The 16,799-nt window shown below is 57.3% G+C and carries 13 protein-coding genes; 3 read left to right on the forward strand and 10 right to left on the reverse strand.

Annotated features, from left to right (window positions below; translation table 11 throughout):
* Window positions 1-2: 2 nt before the first annotated feature.
* The 6 genes from ACR0DT_RS00400 to ACR0DT_RS00425 all read right to left on the reverse strand — a co-directional run bounded on the left by ACR0DT_RS00400 (window position 3) and on the right by ACR0DT_RS00425 (window position 4,748).
* A complete protein-coding gene (locus ACR0DT_RS00400; RefSeq protein WP_480708845.1) occupies window positions 3-1,565 on the reverse strand; it encodes an efflux transporter outer membrane subunit in 1,563 nt (520 codons plus the stop codon).
* A gap of 11 nt (window positions 1,566-1,576) precedes the next feature.
* Window positions 1,577-2,722 (reverse strand): HlyD family secretion protein, encoded by a 1,146-nt coding sequence (locus tag ACR0DT_RS00405; RefSeq protein WP_480708846.1) that lies wholly within the window; start codon window positions 2,720-2,722, stop codon window positions 1,577-1,579.
* 21 nt (window positions 2,723-2,743) lie between these two features.
* Window positions 2,744-3,106, reverse strand: coding sequence for a DUF3302 domain-containing protein (locus ACR0DT_RS00410; RefSeq protein ID WP_480708847.1), 363 nt, complete (start codon window positions 3,104-3,106; stop codon window positions 2,744-2,746).
* Between the two features lie 34 nt (window positions 3,107-3,140).
* Window positions 3,141-3,707 (reverse strand): disulfide bond formation protein B, encoded by a 567-nt coding sequence (locus tag ACR0DT_RS00415; RefSeq protein ID WP_480708848.1) that lies wholly within the window; start codon window positions 3,705-3,707, stop codon window positions 3,141-3,143.
* Window positions 3,708-3,716: 9 nt separating this feature from the next.
* Window positions 3,717-3,872 carry a DUF5993 family protein gene (locus tag ACR0DT_RS00420; protein WP_480708849.1) on the reverse strand — a complete coding sequence of 52 codons (156 nt, stop codon included), beginning with the start codon at window positions 3,870-3,872 and terminating at the stop codon, window positions 3,717-3,719.
* A gap of 114 nt (window positions 3,873-3,986) precedes the next feature.
* Window positions 3,987-4,748, reverse strand: a complete 762-nt coding sequence (locus tag ACR0DT_RS00425; RefSeq protein WP_480708850.1) for a DeoR/GlpR family DNA-binding transcription regulator — start codon at window positions 4,746-4,748, stop codon at window positions 3,987-3,989.
* Between the two features lie 188 nt (window positions 4,749-4,936).
* Between ACR0DT_RS00425 and glpD the strand changes: the two genes are divergently transcribed.
* Window positions 4,937-6,523: a glycerol-3-phosphate dehydrogenase gene (gene glpD, locus ACR0DT_RS00430; RefSeq protein ID WP_480708851.1), complete on the forward strand. Its 1,587-nt coding sequence runs from the start codon at window positions 4,937-4,939 to the stop codon at window positions 6,521-6,523.
* Between the two features lie 33 nt (window positions 6,524-6,556).
* On the opposite strand, the gene ACR0DT_RS00435 is transcribed toward glpD, so the two are convergent.
* The 3 genes from ACR0DT_RS00435 to metG all read right to left on the reverse strand — a co-directional run bounded on the left by ACR0DT_RS00435 (window position 6,557) and on the right by metG (window position 12,850).
* A complete protein-coding gene (locus tag ACR0DT_RS00435; RefSeq protein ID WP_480708852.1) occupies window positions 6,557-9,694 on the reverse strand; it encodes an efflux RND transporter permease subunit in 3,138 nt (1,045 codons plus the stop codon).
* A 3-nt stretch (window positions 9,695-9,697) separates the two neighbouring features.
* Complete coding sequence (locus ACR0DT_RS00440; protein WP_480708853.1) at window positions 9,698-10,864, reverse strand: efflux RND transporter periplasmic adaptor subunit; 1,167 nt, start codon at window positions 10,862-10,864, stop codon at window positions 9,698-9,700.
* 267 nt (window positions 10,865-11,131) lie between these two features.
* Window positions 11,132-12,850, reverse strand: coding sequence for a methionine--tRNA ligase (gene metG / locus ACR0DT_RS00445; protein WP_480708854.1), 1,719 nt, complete (start codon window positions 12,848-12,850; stop codon window positions 11,132-11,134).
* Window positions 12,851-13,106: 256 nt separating this feature from the next.
* Here metG and ACR0DT_RS00450 point away from each other — a divergent pair, with 256 nt between their 5' ends.
* Window positions 13,107-13,823 (forward strand): OB-fold-containig protein, encoded by a 717-nt coding sequence (locus tag ACR0DT_RS00450; RefSeq protein ID WP_480708855.1) that lies wholly within the window; start codon window positions 13,107-13,109, stop codon window positions 13,821-13,823.
* Between the two features lie 33 nt (window positions 13,824-13,856).
* Window positions 13,857-15,527, forward strand: coding sequence for a flotillin family protein (locus ACR0DT_RS00455; RefSeq protein WP_480708856.1), 1,671 nt, complete (start codon window positions 13,857-13,859; stop codon window positions 15,525-15,527).
* A gap of 33 nt (window positions 15,528-15,560) precedes the next feature.
* Here the strand turns inward: ACR0DT_RS00455 and ACR0DT_RS00460 are convergent, their stop codons facing one another.
* Entirely contained in the window at window positions 15,561-16,784 is a 1,224-nt protein-coding gene (locus ACR0DT_RS00460; RefSeq protein ID WP_480708857.1) for an MFS transporter, read from the reverse strand.
* Window positions 16,785-16,799 lie beyond the last annotated feature (15 nt).

Genomic DNA, 16,799 nt, shown 5'->3' on the forward strand with positions numbered 1-16,799 from the left:
GCCTAGTTCAAGCTTGCGCCCGTCGGGTCTTGTTGCAGCAGGTCGCCCCAATCGGTGCGGTATGCCATCTCGGCCAGCACGGTTTCCGGTAGGAACTCCTGATTTTGGCGAATCTGCCAGCCACCGCCCAGCCCCTTATACACGGCAACCAGATTGCTTGAGACCTGCTGCCGCGCTTCAATCAGATTTGCCTGCGATCGCAGCAACGCGGTCTGAGTGTTCAGGATGCGGGAATAGTCGGCAATGCCGTCGCGATACTGGTCCACCGCAATCTGGGCGGCCTTGCGGGATGCGGTGACGCTGTTTTCGTAAAAGACTACCTGCTTGCGAGATTGGGCATATGCGACCATCGCGCTTTCCACCTCGGAATAGGCGGTCAGAACAGTGTTTTGGTAGTTGGCAATCAGCGCCTGATAGGCCGCGTCTTGCGCACGGACGTTGTTCTTGATCCGGCCGTAGTTCAACACGTTCCAGACCACACCCGCATTCGCCAGACTTGTTGTACTGGTCGCGGAAAACAAATCCCGCCCGCCCGAGGCCTGCAGGCCGATGGACCCTGACAGAATGAATTGCGGGTAAAGATCGGCCATCGCGATGCCAACCTCAGCCGATTGCGTCGCCGCCGCCAGTTCGGCCGCGCGCACATCCGGGCGGCGACGTAGCAACTCGGCCGGTACGCCCACGGCCACGTTCGACCGAGCTGAAGGGATGCGCCCTGAATTACCCAGCAGACTGGTCATGCGCGAGGGCGTTGCCCCCAGCAATACAGCCAGCGCGTTTTTGGCTTGTTGCAGGTCGCTTTCAAGTTCGGGGACCAGCGCCTTGGTGTTGTTCAGCAGGGCGGTGGATTCCTGCACGTCCAACTCGGTCGTCACTCCGTTGTCAAAGCGCAATTGGGTCAGATCAGCGGAGGCCTGTTGCAGCTGAATGTTCTCGCGTGCAACCGCCAGAGATTCCTGCAATGCGCGGATGTTCACGTACAGGGCCGCGACGTCACCGGTCAGCGTCACCAGCGCGTCGTCATAATTCGCCACTTGTAGCGCCAGATTGGACCGCGCCGCTTGAACGCCGCGCCGTTGTTGGCCCCAGACGTCCAACTCCCATTGCGCATCGAACCCAACTTGTGAGGTCGAAAATTCCGTATCCAATGGAATGATCCGCCGAATATCAGATATCGGCCCAAGGTTATCGCTGACCTGACGCCGCTCAATTGAGCCTCCGATGGCCTGCGATTGCGGATACAGTTCGCCGAACGCGATACCCAGCTGGGCGCGGGCTTGTAGGACGCGCGCACCGGCCACTTGCAGGTCAAGGTTCTGGGCATAGGCCTCGGCAACCAGTTTGTTCAGGGTGGGGTCGTTGAATGTCTCCCACCATTTGACCACCGGCGCGCTGCGCGAAGTCAGGCCACTGGGTCCGGTGCTGGGGCTGTTCACCTCGATCCATTCTTTCACGACCGGAGAGTTCGGGCGCACGAAATCCGGGCCAACTGGGGTACAGCCGACCAGCAGAGCCGCGCATAAGGCGGTGCCGATCAGTCTGCGGTGAAGTCTGGCCCGGGTCATATTATGCGTCCTCAGATATCCAGTGGTCGGATGAAGTTGGCGAAGGAATACAGGCGAATATTGATGCGCCGCAGGAACTCAAAGTTTTTGCCCTGTCCGGTGTAGATGGCCACTGCGGCATGGCCACCGGCAGGAAAGGTGTGACCGTCCGGAATATCGACCGAAATCTGTACCGCGATGCGTCCGGGCAGTTTCGGAAACTCAAAGCCGGGCAGGCGGCCCGAGGGCAGGTACTGACCCTGGCGTGTAGCCCACCAGATTGCTTCGACCTTGCCGGTCAGAATCTCGCCAGGATAAAGATCCAGCGCGACCTCTACTTCCTGACCTGGCTCGACGAATTTCAGATTCTGTTGGCGATAGGTGGCCAGAATGTAGGGGTTGTCCTTGGTCACGAAACTGGCGATTGCCCCCAAGCGGATATCGCCAACCACCAGACCGGGGCGTGCCTGTTGCGAGACGATCATGCCGTCTTCGGGTGCGTAGATCGTCGTGTTATCAAGGAAATACTGTGCCTTGTCCAACTGAGCCTGCGCCTGAAGGATGCCGGTATTCACCCCATCGATCTGCGAATCCAGCGCCAGTTGCGCTTTTTCCAAATTGGCCTCAGCCTCTTTGACCTGCGCCTGATCCTCGGTGACTTGTTCATCCCAACGATCCAATTCGTCCTGCCTTGCACCACCCGCAGGTACAAGGTTCTCATACCGGGCCTGTTGAGTCAGCGCATAGGCCAACTGCGCATTGGCGCGTTCGATGGCCTCAGAGGCCGCGATCACGTCCTGTTCTAGGATTTTTGCATTCTGTTCGGCGGCCACTAATTGAGCAGTTGCCTCTTCAACTTCTAAGGCGAACACGGTGTCATCAAAGCGATAGAGGGGATCGCCCTTTTTCACCTCGGTGTTGGGTTCGACCAGCACTTCGGTCAGGATCGTCGGCTCGGTCAAGCGCGGCACGATCTGGATGGTCGAACGAACCACATGGCTATCGAGGGAAAACGGTTGAAAAAAGCGCAGTGCAACAAGAAAGATCAGCAGCAGATGCGCGCCGACCCAGAAAGAGACGACACCCCAGGTGATGTTGAATTTCAGCCATTTCGCTTTGAAGAAAATGAACCAGACGAAAATGATGTAGAACAGCGTAATGCCGAGGGCGACAAACATATTCTGTGACTTCCTTTGGCCTTAGCTTTTCTGCGTCTCGTCAGGGTCCAGCGGGTCGCTGTATTCTTCGTTCACTGTCCCGCCCAACCGTTTGATTTCCTTGCGGATCGCATCCTTTTCATCGTCAGGTGTACGGCGAATATCGACTGTGACGCCGTCGTGAAAGGCCCACATAAATGCATGCACCCATGGCACGACGGCCAGAAAGCCCATCCACCCCATGATTTTGACGGCTTCGGCATGGGGATGATTGCGTTTGATTGCGATCCGCCCCGGTAGCCCCATGATGAACAGAACCAGCGCCATCACCGCCCCGAGAAGCAGAATCAATGCCACGAAAGTCAGGTAGTCATAGTAGCCCAGCGGCTGCCCCAATAGTCCCATGCTCGTGCCTCCTTTTGGGAAGGTTACCCTATCCTCAGCCGTTGGTGCCCATCTCGTCAATCAATTTGTAGCTAGTGGGTGGGTCCGCGCAAATTCCCGGCCCGCATTCCACCAAGGTTGAGACCGCGTTCAGCGCAGCCAGACTCAGCATGATGAAAAACGCGCTTTTGGCCAGAACACTGCCACCAAAGCGTGGTTGTTGGGTGTCGGTGGCGTATTGCCGGTCAAACAACAACATGACGGCGGTGCCCAGCAGGATGAGGAAAAAACAGATCGCAGACCAAGTGTAGTAATGCAGCCCCATTACCGGCGATCCATAGTGACCTGTGCCGGGCACAATGTGCAGCAGAATCTGGCGCACGGCCACACTGCCGCCGAACAGCGCTGCAAGCAACATGATGGCATAGTGCTGAGGCCGCGCGCCATACAGCAAGTTCAGGCCAAGACCAACTCCAACGGCCACAAACCCGACCCTTTGCAAAAGACACAAAGGGCAGGGCAGTTCATAGAGTTTCAGCTGGTAGACATAGGCCAGCACCAACACGAGGCTGACGACCAGCATGCCAAGGGCATTGAGATTGCGTGAGAGTTCTGGTGTCATCGCAGCCCCTCACAATTGGATCGTCAGATGACTGGTGGCGTGGAATTTCAGCCAATACACACTCAACGCCAGCGTGAAAAAGAACAACGCATTGGCCGCTGTCGTCCGTTGAAAGTAATTCAGCCCCATCGTGGCTGTAAGTAACGCAAATAAAAGCGCTATCATGGCCCGGATCTCCCCTCCCGTGCAACGATTGCAATATGAGAGAGTGTGTCAGGCGAATTTGGATCTGGCAAGAACTCGTGTCATAAATTCCCGTTTAATGCGAGTTACTTGGGGTCAGACACACAGTTTCAATTGGGTTTGCCATTCCGAACATTTCACCGCCAGTGCATTAGGTGGCGTTTGGTCGGTATAGAACACGTCCACCTCGGATAGTGAGGCAATGCGGGCGGGGGCCGTGCGTTGGAATTTGGAATGATCGGCCACAAGACAGGTCCGTCGAGCTTGGGCAATGATGGTCTGGCTTACCCGAACTTCCTGAAAGTCAAAATCCATCAGATCGCCTTCAGTATCCAGCGCCGAACAGCCGATAATCGCATAGTCGAACTTGAACTGCTCGATTGTGGCGATTGTCAGATTGCCGATCAACCCTCCGTCCGAGCGTCGCAGTACGCCGCCCGCCACAACGATCTGGCAGTTGGGATTGTCGACCAGAATGCTTGCGACGTTCATGTTGTTGGTCACCACCATCAGGTCTTTGTGGTCCAGCAGTTGCCGGGCCACGGCCTCGGTTGAGGTGCCGATGTTCATGAACAATGATGCGCCGTCGGGGATATCCTGTGCGCAGAGTTGCGCGATGCGTGCCTTTACGTCCGCGTTTAGCGCGCGGCGATCCTCATATCCTATGTTCGACACGCCAGAGCGCAGGACCGCACCGCCATGAACGCGGTCGAGTTTTCCCATATCCGCCAGTTCAGAAAGATCGCGACGGATGGTTTGAACAGTCACGTCAAACCGCAGGGCCAGGTCTTCGACCATCACACGGCCGTCCTGTCTGGCGATGTTCAGAATGTCTGACTGACGAAAGGAAAGGGACACGGATGGCTCCAATTTTGATGTGTTCGTTTTTGTTCTTTATTCGCGGAGTTGCAATAAACTATTGGCTGAATGGATACTTTTCCCAAATGTATGTGATAAAACGAACATAAACGAAAACAAACGTTGACGAAGCGCGGGCCCGTGCTGTTAATGAGCGCGCGTTTTCGACAAACGGGAATCATCCGGATATGAAACAGGCACACGATCAGATATCTGATCTTTTCATCATCGGTGGCGGCATCAACGGATGTGGCATCGCACGCGACGCGGCAGGGCGCGGGCTTTCGGTGACATTGGCCGAGATGAATGATCTGGCCTCGGCAACGTCTTCGGCTTCGACCAAGCTGTTTCACGGCGGATTGCGGTATTTGGAGTTTTTCGAATTCCGCCTTGTGCGTGAGGCTCTGATCGAGCGTGAGACCCTGCTGCGGGCGATGCCGCATATCAGCTGGCCGATGCGCTTTGTGCTGCCGTACCACGCTGACATGCGGTTCGATTCCGAAACTCCGACTTCGCGTCTGCTGAGCACCGTCATGCCATGGATGAAGGGGCGTCGCCCGGCCTGGCTGATCCGGTTGGGGTTGTTCATGTATGACCATCTGGGTGGGCGTAAAATCCTGCCCGGTACGGCGTCCCTAAACCTAAAAATTGCACCCGAAGGTCGACCACTGCAGGACAAGTTTGAAACGGCCTATGAGTATTCGGATTGCTGGATCGAGGATTCGCGTCTGGTCGTTCTCAACGCTCGCGACGCAGAGGCGCGCGGAGCTAACATTTTGGTCCGCACCGAAGTTCTGTCGGCGGAACGAGTTGGCGACTTGTGGGAGGTGACAATTCGGAACCATGACAGCGACAAAACCCGCGTGGTTAAGGCCAAGATGCTGATCAACGCGGGCGGTCCGTGGGTCGGGGATATCATTCAGTCGAAAATTCGTGTGAACTCGCGCGAGGGCGTCCGGCTGGTGCGCGGTAGCCATATCGTGACTCGCAGGCTTTTCGACCACGACAAATGTTATTTCTTTCAGGGCGAAGATGGGCGCATTATTTTCGCCATCCCGTATGAACGCGATTTTACCCTGATTGGCACAACAGATCAGGATCATCCGAACCCTTCTGAACCTCCGGTGTGTACAGAGGCGGAACAGGATTATCTGTGCGCCTTTGCAACAAAGTATTTCAAAACACCGGTGACGCGTGATGAAATCGTCTGGACCTATTCCGGGGTCCGCCCTCTGTACGATGACGGTGCCAGCAGCGCCACCGCCGCGACTCGGGACTATACGTTGAAAGTGGACGCACAAGGCGGGGCACCGGTGCTGAATGTCTTCGGTGGCAAGATTACAACCTACCGACGTCTGGCCGAGAGTGCGTTGGAGAAAGTAGCTGAGCGTTTCCCAGACTTGCCAGGCCCCTGGACGGCTGGTGTGGCTTTGCCTGGTGGAGATTTCCCTGTCGACGAGGTTCAAAATTTGGTGGCCGGGCTGGAAGCTGACTTTGCCTTTTTGGATTGCACCTGGGCCGAGCGTCTTGTGCGCGCCTACGGCACCGAGGCCAGGGTCATTCTAGGGGATGCGAAATCCGCCCAAGATTTGGGAGAGGACTTCGGTGCCACACTGACTGCGCGTGAGCTGGAATGGCTGATGGATAAAGAATATGCCCGCACGGCCGAGGATGTCGTCTGGCGCCGGAACAAGCTAGGCCTGCGCCTGAGAGCCGAGCAGATCGCCCGAATACAGGATTGGATGGATCAACGAAGCGCGCAGGCCGCCGCCTAGAAAAAAGCCCCGCCGAATTGGCGGGGCTTTTTGTTACGCTGCTTCTTCGGAGGGTCCGGGATCGTTCTTGGTGCCCTTGATCCACTCCCTGAGGCTTTGCATCAAGGCATAAAGGACCGGCACCAGAATGACACCAACCAGCGTGGCTGCCAGCATTCCGCCAAAGACCGCGACACCAATAGCCTTTTGGCTGGCCGCACCCGCACCGCTAGCCGCCAGCAGCGGCACAACGCCTAGCAGGAAGGACAGGGCGGTCATCATCACCGCGCGGAAACGCTGGAATGCTGCCTCGGCGGCAGCGTCCCGGATCGACAGGCCATTGGCCCGCTGTTCCATTGCAAATTCGACGATGAGAATGCCGTTTTTCGACGCTAGCCCCACAAGCATGATCATCCCGATCTGCGTATAAAGGTTGATATCACTGCCCACGATGGCCACGGCAGCTACCGCTCCGAACAGGGCCACAATCACCGACAGGAGGATCGACACCGGCATCGTCCAACTCTCGTATTGGCCGACAAGGAACAGGTAACCGAACAAGATCGCCAGCCCCAGGATCACAATCACCAGACTGCCCGAAGCCAACTGCTGCTGCGCTGTCCCGGTCCATTCGAACGCGTATCCCGGGGGCAAGGCGGTCGCCGATTCCTCGGTCATGACGTTAATCGCGTCTCCGGTGGATAAGCCCGGTGCCGGAACCGCCGTAACGGTGGCAGACCGGAACAGGTTGTGCCGCTTCAACAGAACGGGACCCAGCACATTTTCCACGTCGATCAATGTGCCCAGTGGCACCATCTCACCCTGTTCTGAGCGGACATAGAGGTTCGAGATATCTTCGACATTGTCACGATAACTTCCATCGGCCTGGATCATCACGCGATACACTCGTCCAAACAGGTTGAAGTCGTTGACGTAGTACGACCCCAGCTGCGCTTGCATGGTCTGGAACACTTCGGCCACGGAAACTTGCAGCGTCTTGGCTTTTTCGCGGTCAAGATCGACGAACAACTGCGGCACATTTGCGCGGAAGGTCGTATAGGACTGCCCGATTTCGGGCCGCTGGTTTGCCGCGTAGACGAACGACCCCACGGCCGAGGCCAAATCCTGCGGTGTTCCGCCTCCAGTTTGCTGCACTTCCATCTCGACACCGGCCGAGTTTCCAAGACCCTGGATCGGGGGTGGGTTGAAGGCCACAATCGAGGCCGCGGATTCCCCATACGCAATCGCCAGAACCTTTTGCAGAATAGCATCCGCACTCAGGTCATCCTCCTGACGATCATCCCAGTTTTCAAGGTTCACAAAGATCGCTGCGCCGTTTGTGGTGGTGCCGTTTAGGATCGAGAAACCGTTGATTAGAACGGTGCTGGCCACGCCGGGGATTTCCTGAATCTGATCATCCACACGGGCCGAGACGACCTCGGTACGTTCCAGCGTTGCCGCGTCTGGCAGCTGAATGTCGACGAACAGGTAGCCATTATCCTCAAGCGGCAAGAAGCCGCTGGATGTGTTGGACATGATGGTTCCGGTGCCCATCGCAAGTACGACGATGACGCCCAAACCGACGACTGGCAGAATCAGCAATTTGCGCACGATGGCGACATAGCCGCTGCGGATTGTGCCGATGAACCGTTCAAATACGGCTAACAACCCTTTGGGCGGTCCTGAACGCGCCTTTAACACAAGTCCGCACAAGGCTGGCGACAAGGTCAGCGCGTTGATCGACGAAATAACAACGGCGGTTGAGATGGTCACCGCGAACTGCGAATACAGCCGCCCCGAGATGCCGGGCATAAACGTCACCGGCACGAACACGGCTAGCAGAACCAGTGTGGTCGCAATCACCGGGCCGGTGATCTGTCCCATGGCTTTGCGGGTTGCTTCGGCTGGGGGCAATCCTTCGTCCGCGATGATCCGTTCGACGTTTTCGACCACAACAATCGCATCATCCACCACGATCCCGATAGCCAGAACCAAAGCGAACAGCGAGATCGTGTTCAATGACATTCCAAACAGCAGCAGGAACGCAAACGTACCGATCAGAGAGACAGGGATCGCGACCGCTGGAATGATCGTTGCCCGCCAACTGCCCAGAAAGATGAACACAACTGAGATCACCAGAGTGAACGTCAGGATCAGTGTCGTGACCACGTCATTCAGAGACTGTTCCACAAAGTCGGTGGTGTTGAAGGGAACGTCATATTCCACATCGTTGGGGAAGGTGCGCGAAAGGCGCTCCAACTCAGCTTCGACACGTTCAGACACCGCCAGCGCATTCGCGCCAGGGGCTTGATAGATGCCGATGACCGTTGCTGGAACGCTGTCGAAATAGCCCGAGGCCGCGTAGTACTCAGCGCCCAGTTCCACTCGTGCGATATCCTTGACCCGAACAATGGACCCGGCGTCACCGGTACGGATGACAATGTCGCCGAATTCTTCGGGCGAGGTCAGGCGCCCTTTAGTCTTGATTGTGTACTGAAATGTCTGCCCTTCAGGTACCGGAGGCGCACCGATCGAACCCGCCGACACTTCGACGTTCTGCTCGCGGATGGCGTTGATCACATCGCCGGGCGTGATCGACAGGGCGGCCATCTGGTCCGGATCCATCCAGATCCGCATGGCGTATTCTAAATTGGTCAGAACGTCCGCTTTACCTACACCCTGAACCCGCGCCAGCGCGTCTTTCAGGTTGATCGAGGCATAATTGGACAGAAACACACTGTCATACGTGCCTTCTGGCGACGTCAGCGTCACCAGCAGCAGCATGTTGGTCGACGCCTTCTGCGTCACGACACCCGAGGATGTAACCTCAGCCGGCAGCGAGGACATGGCCTGTGCCACACGGTTCTGTACGTTCACCGAGGCGATATCGGGGTCAGTGCCGACCTCGAAGGTAATATTCAGCGAATACGAGCCGTTATCGGACGAGGTGGACGTCATATAGATCATGTCATCCACGCCGTTCACCTGCGCCTCGATGGGCGCGGCGACGGTGTTTTCAACTGTCTCGGCGTTGGCACCAGTATAGGTGGTTGTCACGCTGACCACCGGCGGCGTGATGTCGGGGAATTGGGCCACCGGCAGCACCAGATAGCCGATGCCGCCCATGATGGTCAGGACAAGCGAAATAACAAGCGCCAGCTTTGGCCGGCTGATGAACAGGGCTGAGAACATCTGTTACTCTCCCGGCTGCTCAGACGCCACGACGGCATCGACAGCGACGCCGGGACGGACCCTTTGCAGGCCCTCGACGATGACGCTTTCGCCTTCGCGCAGACCGTCCTTGACGATCACCGCCGTGCCTTCATTGTCGCCGGTGGTGATGTAACGCTGTTCGACCATTTGCTGATCATTCACAACCAAGACAAAATCACCGCGCTGATCCCGTTGCAGCGCGGCCTGCGGGATCAGAACTTCAAGCGTGGGTTGCAGCGCCTCAATCCGAACATTCAGAAAGGCCCCATCGACGATCAGGCGGTCGGCGTTCGAGAATTCGGCTCGCATCGCAATGGCACCGGTCAGAGGATCGATCCGGTTGTCGACAAACACGATCTTACCGGTTTCATCCAGTTCTGAACCGTTGGGCAGGTTGATACGCACATTCGGGCTCTTGTCGCTTTCAGCTAAAGATGAGGGGTTCTCGCCAACCGCCTCAAGAACCGAGGTAAATTGCTTTTCGTTTACTGAGAAATTCACATAGATCGGTGCTTCGCTGACAATATTGACCAGTGGTGGGTTGTTTGGCCCGACTACGTCTCCGACGCTGATCGCCACCCGACCGATACGACCGTCAAAAGGGGCATGGATTTCGGTATAGCTCAGATCAAGTTCGGCCTGCTGGATCGCAGCTTTGGCGGCTTTCACCTCGGCTTCGGCCACCAGTTCGTTGGCGCGGGCGATATCGCGTTCGGATTCAGGGGTGGCGTCCCGCTCGTACAGCTCTTGTTTCCGCGCCAGTTCGACCTTGGCGAGTTCCAGATTGGCCTCGGCCCGGTCCAGATCGGCGTTGCGTGCCTCTAGCGTCGCCTGATAAAGGTATGGCTCAATGGTGAACAGCAAGTCTCCCTGTTTCACCAGCGCGCCATCTTCGACATTCTGAGTTTCCAAGAACCCGCTGACACGCGCCACGAGGTCGGCCTTATCCAATGCCTCGGCACGCCCGATAAAGGTGGCTTCTTCGGTGATTTCCTCGGTGTAGGCAGCCGCAATCGACACTTTAGGTGGCGGAGCGTCGCTTTGGTCTTGCGCGATGGCTGCTTGCGCCATGCCCAGACAGACCGCTGCGGCGAGGGCCTGGACCGGTCCGCTGTGACGGAAATTCAAGTTCTTCAATGCAAGGGACATGGCAGGCGCCTCGTTCATTCTAAGGATATTGCGCCAGGGCAGATTAGCCGCCCCGGCGAGTCGACTGAATTTCCGATCAGGATGGCCGTTTTAGGATTATATCTCAAGCTTCTTGAATGCGATGCAAGGGCCGAGACTTGCGGAAATTTTCTCGTCTACAGGCTGACTTAGGCCGATGTATTTGAGTTCACTTGTTTGATTTCCGGCAATAAGAACGAAAAAGGGGGCCGTTTGGCCCCCGTTTTCCAATTCAGATTTCGTACCGGCTTAGTCGCGTGTGCCTGCGAACCGGTTTTCCCAGTCTTCACGCTGTTCGTCGGTGATTTTGGCGAACAGAACGTCAGGCACCGTAAAGGCGTGCCCGGCGGGCAAGGCGTTCAGCGCGGCCGCGACGTCTTCAGGCCAGCTGGTGTCCAGAGTGTTCATCGCGCTGAGCATCTTTGCCGAGGTTTCGGGAATGAACGGCGCACTGAGTACGGCGTAAAGTCGGATCAGGTTCAGACCCAGACGCACCTGAGCAGCGGCCTGTTCCGGGTCTTCCTTGAAGGTTGACCAAGGCGCAGCAGCCTGCAGGTATTCGTTGCCAGCAACCCAGATCGCCCGCAATTCCTGTGCGGATTTACGAACCTCCATCGCTTCCATATGCCCTTCATAGGCGCGGACACGTTTAGTGAGGTCGTCAATCAGGGTCTGCTCACGTTCACCAAAAGCACCACCTTCGGGCACGGCTTCGGAAAACTTCGAACGGCAGAATTTGGTGATCCGGCTGACAAAGTTGCCGAGCACATCCGCCAGGTCCTTGTTCACAGATTGCTGGAAGTTCTCCCACGTGAACTCACTATCACTGCTTTCGGGCGCATGGCTCAGCAACCACCAGCGCCAATAGTCGGCGGGCAGGATGTCCAGCGCCTGATCCATGAACACGCCACGGCCCTGAGAGGTTGAGAACTGACCACCGTCATAGTTCAGATAGTTGAACGATTTCAGGTGGTCGACCATCTTCCACGGCTCACCCGAACCCAAGATTGTGGCCGGGAAAGACAGCGTGTGGAAGGGCACGTTGTCCTTACCCATGAACTGCACATAGCGCACGTCGTCGGCGCCCTTGTCGGCGCGCCACCAGCGTTCCCAATCGGCGTCCGTTTTACCGTTCGAGTCCGCCCATTCCTTGGCGCAGGCGATATATTCGATAGGCGCGTCGAACCAGACATAGAAGACCTTGCCCTCCATCCCCGGCCAGTCCTGATCGCCTTTTTTGACCGGTACACCCCAGTCCAAATCGCGGGTGATGCCACGATCTTGCAGGCCGTCGCCATCATGCAGCCATTTCTTGGCGATGGATGTCGTCAGGATCGGCCAGTCGGATTTGCTGTCGATCCATGCATCCAGTTGATCCTTCATCGCCGACTGGCGCAGATAGAGGTGCTTGGTTTCACGCACCTCAAGATCGGTCGAGCCGGAAATGGCCGAGCGCGGCTCGATCAAATCAGTCGGGTCCAGCTGCTTGGTGCAGTTTTCACACTGGTCACCCCGCGCGCGCTCATAGCCGCAATTGGGGCAGGTGCCCTCGATATAACGGTCAGGCAGAAAGCGGCCATCGGCGTTGGAATAAACCTGCTTTTCTGTGACCTCACGGATCAGCCCAGCGTCATCCAGTTTGCCTGCAAAATGCTGGGTCAGCTTTTTGTTCTGATCGCTGGAGGAACGGCCAAAGTGATCGAAGCTCAGCCCAAAGCGGTTGGCGATGCCGGCCTGAATGCCGTACATCTCGGCGCAATAGTCGGCCACCGGTTTGCCAGCCTTGGCCGCCGCCAGCTCGGCAGGGGTGCCGTGTTCATCCGTGGCGCACAGAAACATGACCTCATTCCCCCGGCCACGCTGATAGCGTGCGTACAGATCGGCAGGCAATTGCGAGCCGATCAGGTTGCCGAGGTGTTTGATCCCGTTGATGTAAGGGATCGCCGAGGTGATGAGAATCCGAGCCATTTTGCGCTTCCACGTATCTATCTGCGCGCCCGTCTACCTTATGTAACCGGCCAGCAAAACCCCGGGTTTCGTGCGGATGTCATTTTAGACACGTCTGCTTGGTTAAATCTGTAGGCTGAGGGGTTTCGAATTGCAGACGGTTCGCTAGGCGCAATACCCGTAGGTTGTAATTCAGAATCACAACCTCTTGAATTTTCGCGATGCGTACCCATTTAATTGGTATACAAAAGTATACAAAAACGAGGGCAACCTGCTGATGTTTGACTTTCTACTAGAGGGTGCGTTTGTGCCCTTTACCTTGGCGCTTGCGCTTCTGTTCGGTCTTATTGGGCTGGAACTGATCGCATTGGTTCTGGGCGGAAGTCTTATGGCGGGTGAGGCCGAGGTCGATCTGGATATGGTCGACACCCCCGATCTGGACATTGGCGATTTTGATTTGGATATCGACGCGGATGTCGATCTGGGCGAATTCGAACTTGCCGAGGTCGAGGCAGACGCGCCGGGTGCAGCGCCCGCGGGACCGCTAGCGTGGCTGGGTCTTGGTAAGGTACCGTTCATGATTTGGCTGGCGGTTTTGTTGGCCGGGTTTGGTCTGTCTGGGATCAGCTTGCAGCTGGCTTTGCGCGATCTACTGGGCTTTGACCTGCCAAGTTGGATCGCTGCCCTTCCGGCTGGCGTATTTAGCCTTTGGTTTGCACGCGGCTTTGGCGGTGTCTTTGCCCGGCTGTTGCCGAAAACCGAAACCGAGGCGATGTCGGAACGCATGCTGGCCCGCCGTCGTGGCGTGATCACGCAAGGCACCGCCTCGCGCGGACGTCCGGCTGAGGTCCGCGTCACCGATCGCTATGGAAACTCTCACTACCTGCGCGCCGAACCGCTGCAGGACAAGGATGCGCTGAAACAAGGCACCGAAGTGCTGGTGCTGCGCGATCGACGGCGTGACCAGTTCGTTCTGGTCGGCTTGTCAGAATAACGAAATTTCAAACCCCAACTCGGAGGATTTAGCATGGAACTAACATTCCTGGCCGTCACAGTTGCGACCATATTAGCTGTGGTTTTGTTCATTGGCCTTGTACTTGGCCGTCTCTATCGTCGCGCGACCCGAGAGGTCAGTCTGGTGAAAACCGGTGCAGGCGGCAAGAAGGTCATTATGGATGGCGGTGTCATTATCGTGCCGCTGCTGCACGAGGTTAGCCCGGTCAACATGAAGACCCTGCGCCTTGAAGTGCAGCGCAGCGGCGAGGCCGCCCTGATCACCAAGGACCGGATGCGCGTGGATGTGGGCGTCGAGTTCTACGTATCGGTCATGGCCACCGAAGAAGGTATTTCGCGCGCTGCACAAACGCTGGGCGGTCGCACCTTTGATGTGGAACAGCTGCGCGAAATGATCGAAGGTAAACTGATCGATGGTCTGCGTGCAGTGGCCGCTCAGATGACCATGGACGGTCTACACGAAAACCGCGCCGACTTTGTGCAAGAGGTGCAGAATGCGGTGTCTGAGGACCTGCTGAAAAACGGTCTGTCGTTGGAATCCGTCTCGCTGACTGCATTGGACCAAACGCCGTTTGAGGCGCTGGATGAGAACAACGCATTTAACGCAGTAGGTATGCGCAAGCTTGCCGAGGTGATTGCGGTGTCCAAGAAGGAACGCGCGCAAATCGACGCTGAGGCTGAGGTTGAAGTGCGCCGTGCCGCGATGGAAGCGGAACGTCAGAAACTGCTGATCGAGCAGGACGAGGCGCAGGCGCGCATCGAACAAACGCAGAAGGTGGAAACCCTACGCGTGGCACAAGAGGCCGAGATTGCGGCGCGGACCGAGGATTCGGTACGTGAAACCGAACGCGCTCGGATTGCGCGTGAGGAAGCCATCCGCGCCGCCGAGATCGAACGTGAGCGCAATATCCGCGACGCCGAGATAGCGAAGGAGCGGGAACTGGAAGTCGCCGAGCAAGAGCGCCAGATCATCATCGCGAAGAAGTCCGAAGAGGAAAGCCGCGCGCGTGCCTCTGCTGATCTTGCGCGGGCGGAGGCGACCAAGGCGACAGAAGCTGTGGCAACCGCTCGCGAAGTGGCCGAGGCCGAGCGCCAAAAGCAGATCGTGCTGATTGAAGCCACCCGTGAGGCTGAACGACAGGCCACCGCGATCCGTTTGGCCGCGCAGGCCGAGAAAGAGGCCGCCGCCGACCGCGCCGAAGCCCGCCGCGAAGAAGCGCAGGCCGAAGCGGACGCGCTGAATATCCGCGCCGAGGCTAAGAAAAACGACATGCTGGCCGAAGCGGAAGGTAAGCGCGCGATTGTAGAAGCCGACAACGCCCTCTCGCCCGAACAGATCCGCATGAAGGTTGATTTGACCCGGATCGAAACCATGCCGTCGATTATCTCGGAAATGGTCAAGCCGGCTGAAAAGATCGACTCGATTAAGATCCATCAAGTTGGTGGTATCGGCGGCGGTGCAGGCGGCACCACGTCGGGTGGCGACAAGCCGGTGGTTAATCAGGCGCTGGACTCGATCATGGGCATGGCGGTGCAAATGCCTGCGCTCAAGAAGCTGGGCGAGGAATTGGGCCTGTCGATGGAAAACGGAGTTGGCGGAGTAGTGAATGGCGCCCTGGAGCAGACAGCTGAGCCGGTGGAAGAGGTAGAGGTTGTTGAGAAACAACCACGGACTGAACATTGATCAGAAAGGGCCGGGAATACTCCGGCCCTTTTTCTATCGTCCTTCGCGTGACCGTTTCAGCAATCGGCCAATGGTAAACGAAGTTCGTGGCGCGTAAACATAGTTGGTCCTTTCCTCCGGGGTGGGGCGCGACCTCATTCGAGCCAGACCAAAAGCGATAAGGAAGACATGGCCCAGCGCGACAAAGGCAAACAGCGCCCCGGGGCCGAATTGCTGGATCAAAGTCGACGAGATGTATGGCGACGCAATTGCGCCAAGGGCGTACCAGAACATAAGAGCCGCCGATAGCTCGACCCTCTGTTCGGTTGTGGCAAAGTCATTGGCGTGCGCGGATGAAACCGAAAAGATCGGAAAAGTTGTAAAGCCAAACAGCCCTGCCGCGAGCATGACGCCCACTGTACCAGTGCCGGAGGCCATCATTGTCACTCCGCAACTCAGCACGGCGGCGATCGACAGCCAAATCAGCACCCAGCGGCGGTCATATTTGTCTGCAAGCCATCCCATCGGGTATTGGGCCAGCGCTCCTCCCAATACGAACGAAGCAAGGAAGAAGGCGATCTGATCAACAGCCAGACCGACCTCCTGCCCATAGACCGGGCCGACCATCCGGAAAGAGGCTGAGCTTAGCGCAGCAACGATCACGCCAGCCACGGCCAGCGGAGAGCTGCGCCACGCCAGCTTCGGACGCAGTCGCGGCGCATCCGGCGTTTTGGGTTGGCTTGCGCGTGTCAGCGTCAACGGCAACAACGAAGCGCAGCATAGTATCGCCAGCAGATTATAGGAGACGTAGGATGCGGGCGGCAGAACCGCAATAATCAACTGCGCGCCAAGCGACGCCCCCATGTCAACAATGCGATAGGTGCCCATTGCGCGCCCGCGGGTCTCGTTGGTGACCTTAGCGTTCAGCCATGCCTCGATCACCGTATAGCTGCCAGCAACGCATGTGCCTGATGCGATGCGAAGCACAGCCCAGATATAGGGGTTATCCGTCAGCGTATGACCGATCAGCCCCATTGCCCCCAAAGCGGTGCAAACAGCAAACGCGCGAGAATGGCCAACGGTACCCATCAGGCGGGGTGCCCACCAGCAACCGACAAAGAACCCAATAAAATGTGCCGAGCCCAGCAGGCCGATCTGCTCGGTCGTGAAGTCCAGTGTAATACCCGAGATGGCATCCAGCGGTCCGACGCCGCCGGTAGAAAGCTGCAGCAGAATGACTGAAAGAAAGAGGGCGGCAAAAGAAATAATCGTGCGCATGATACGGGCACCATG

The sequence above is a fragment of the Ruegeria sp. BI11 genome (genome assembly GCF_056538005.1).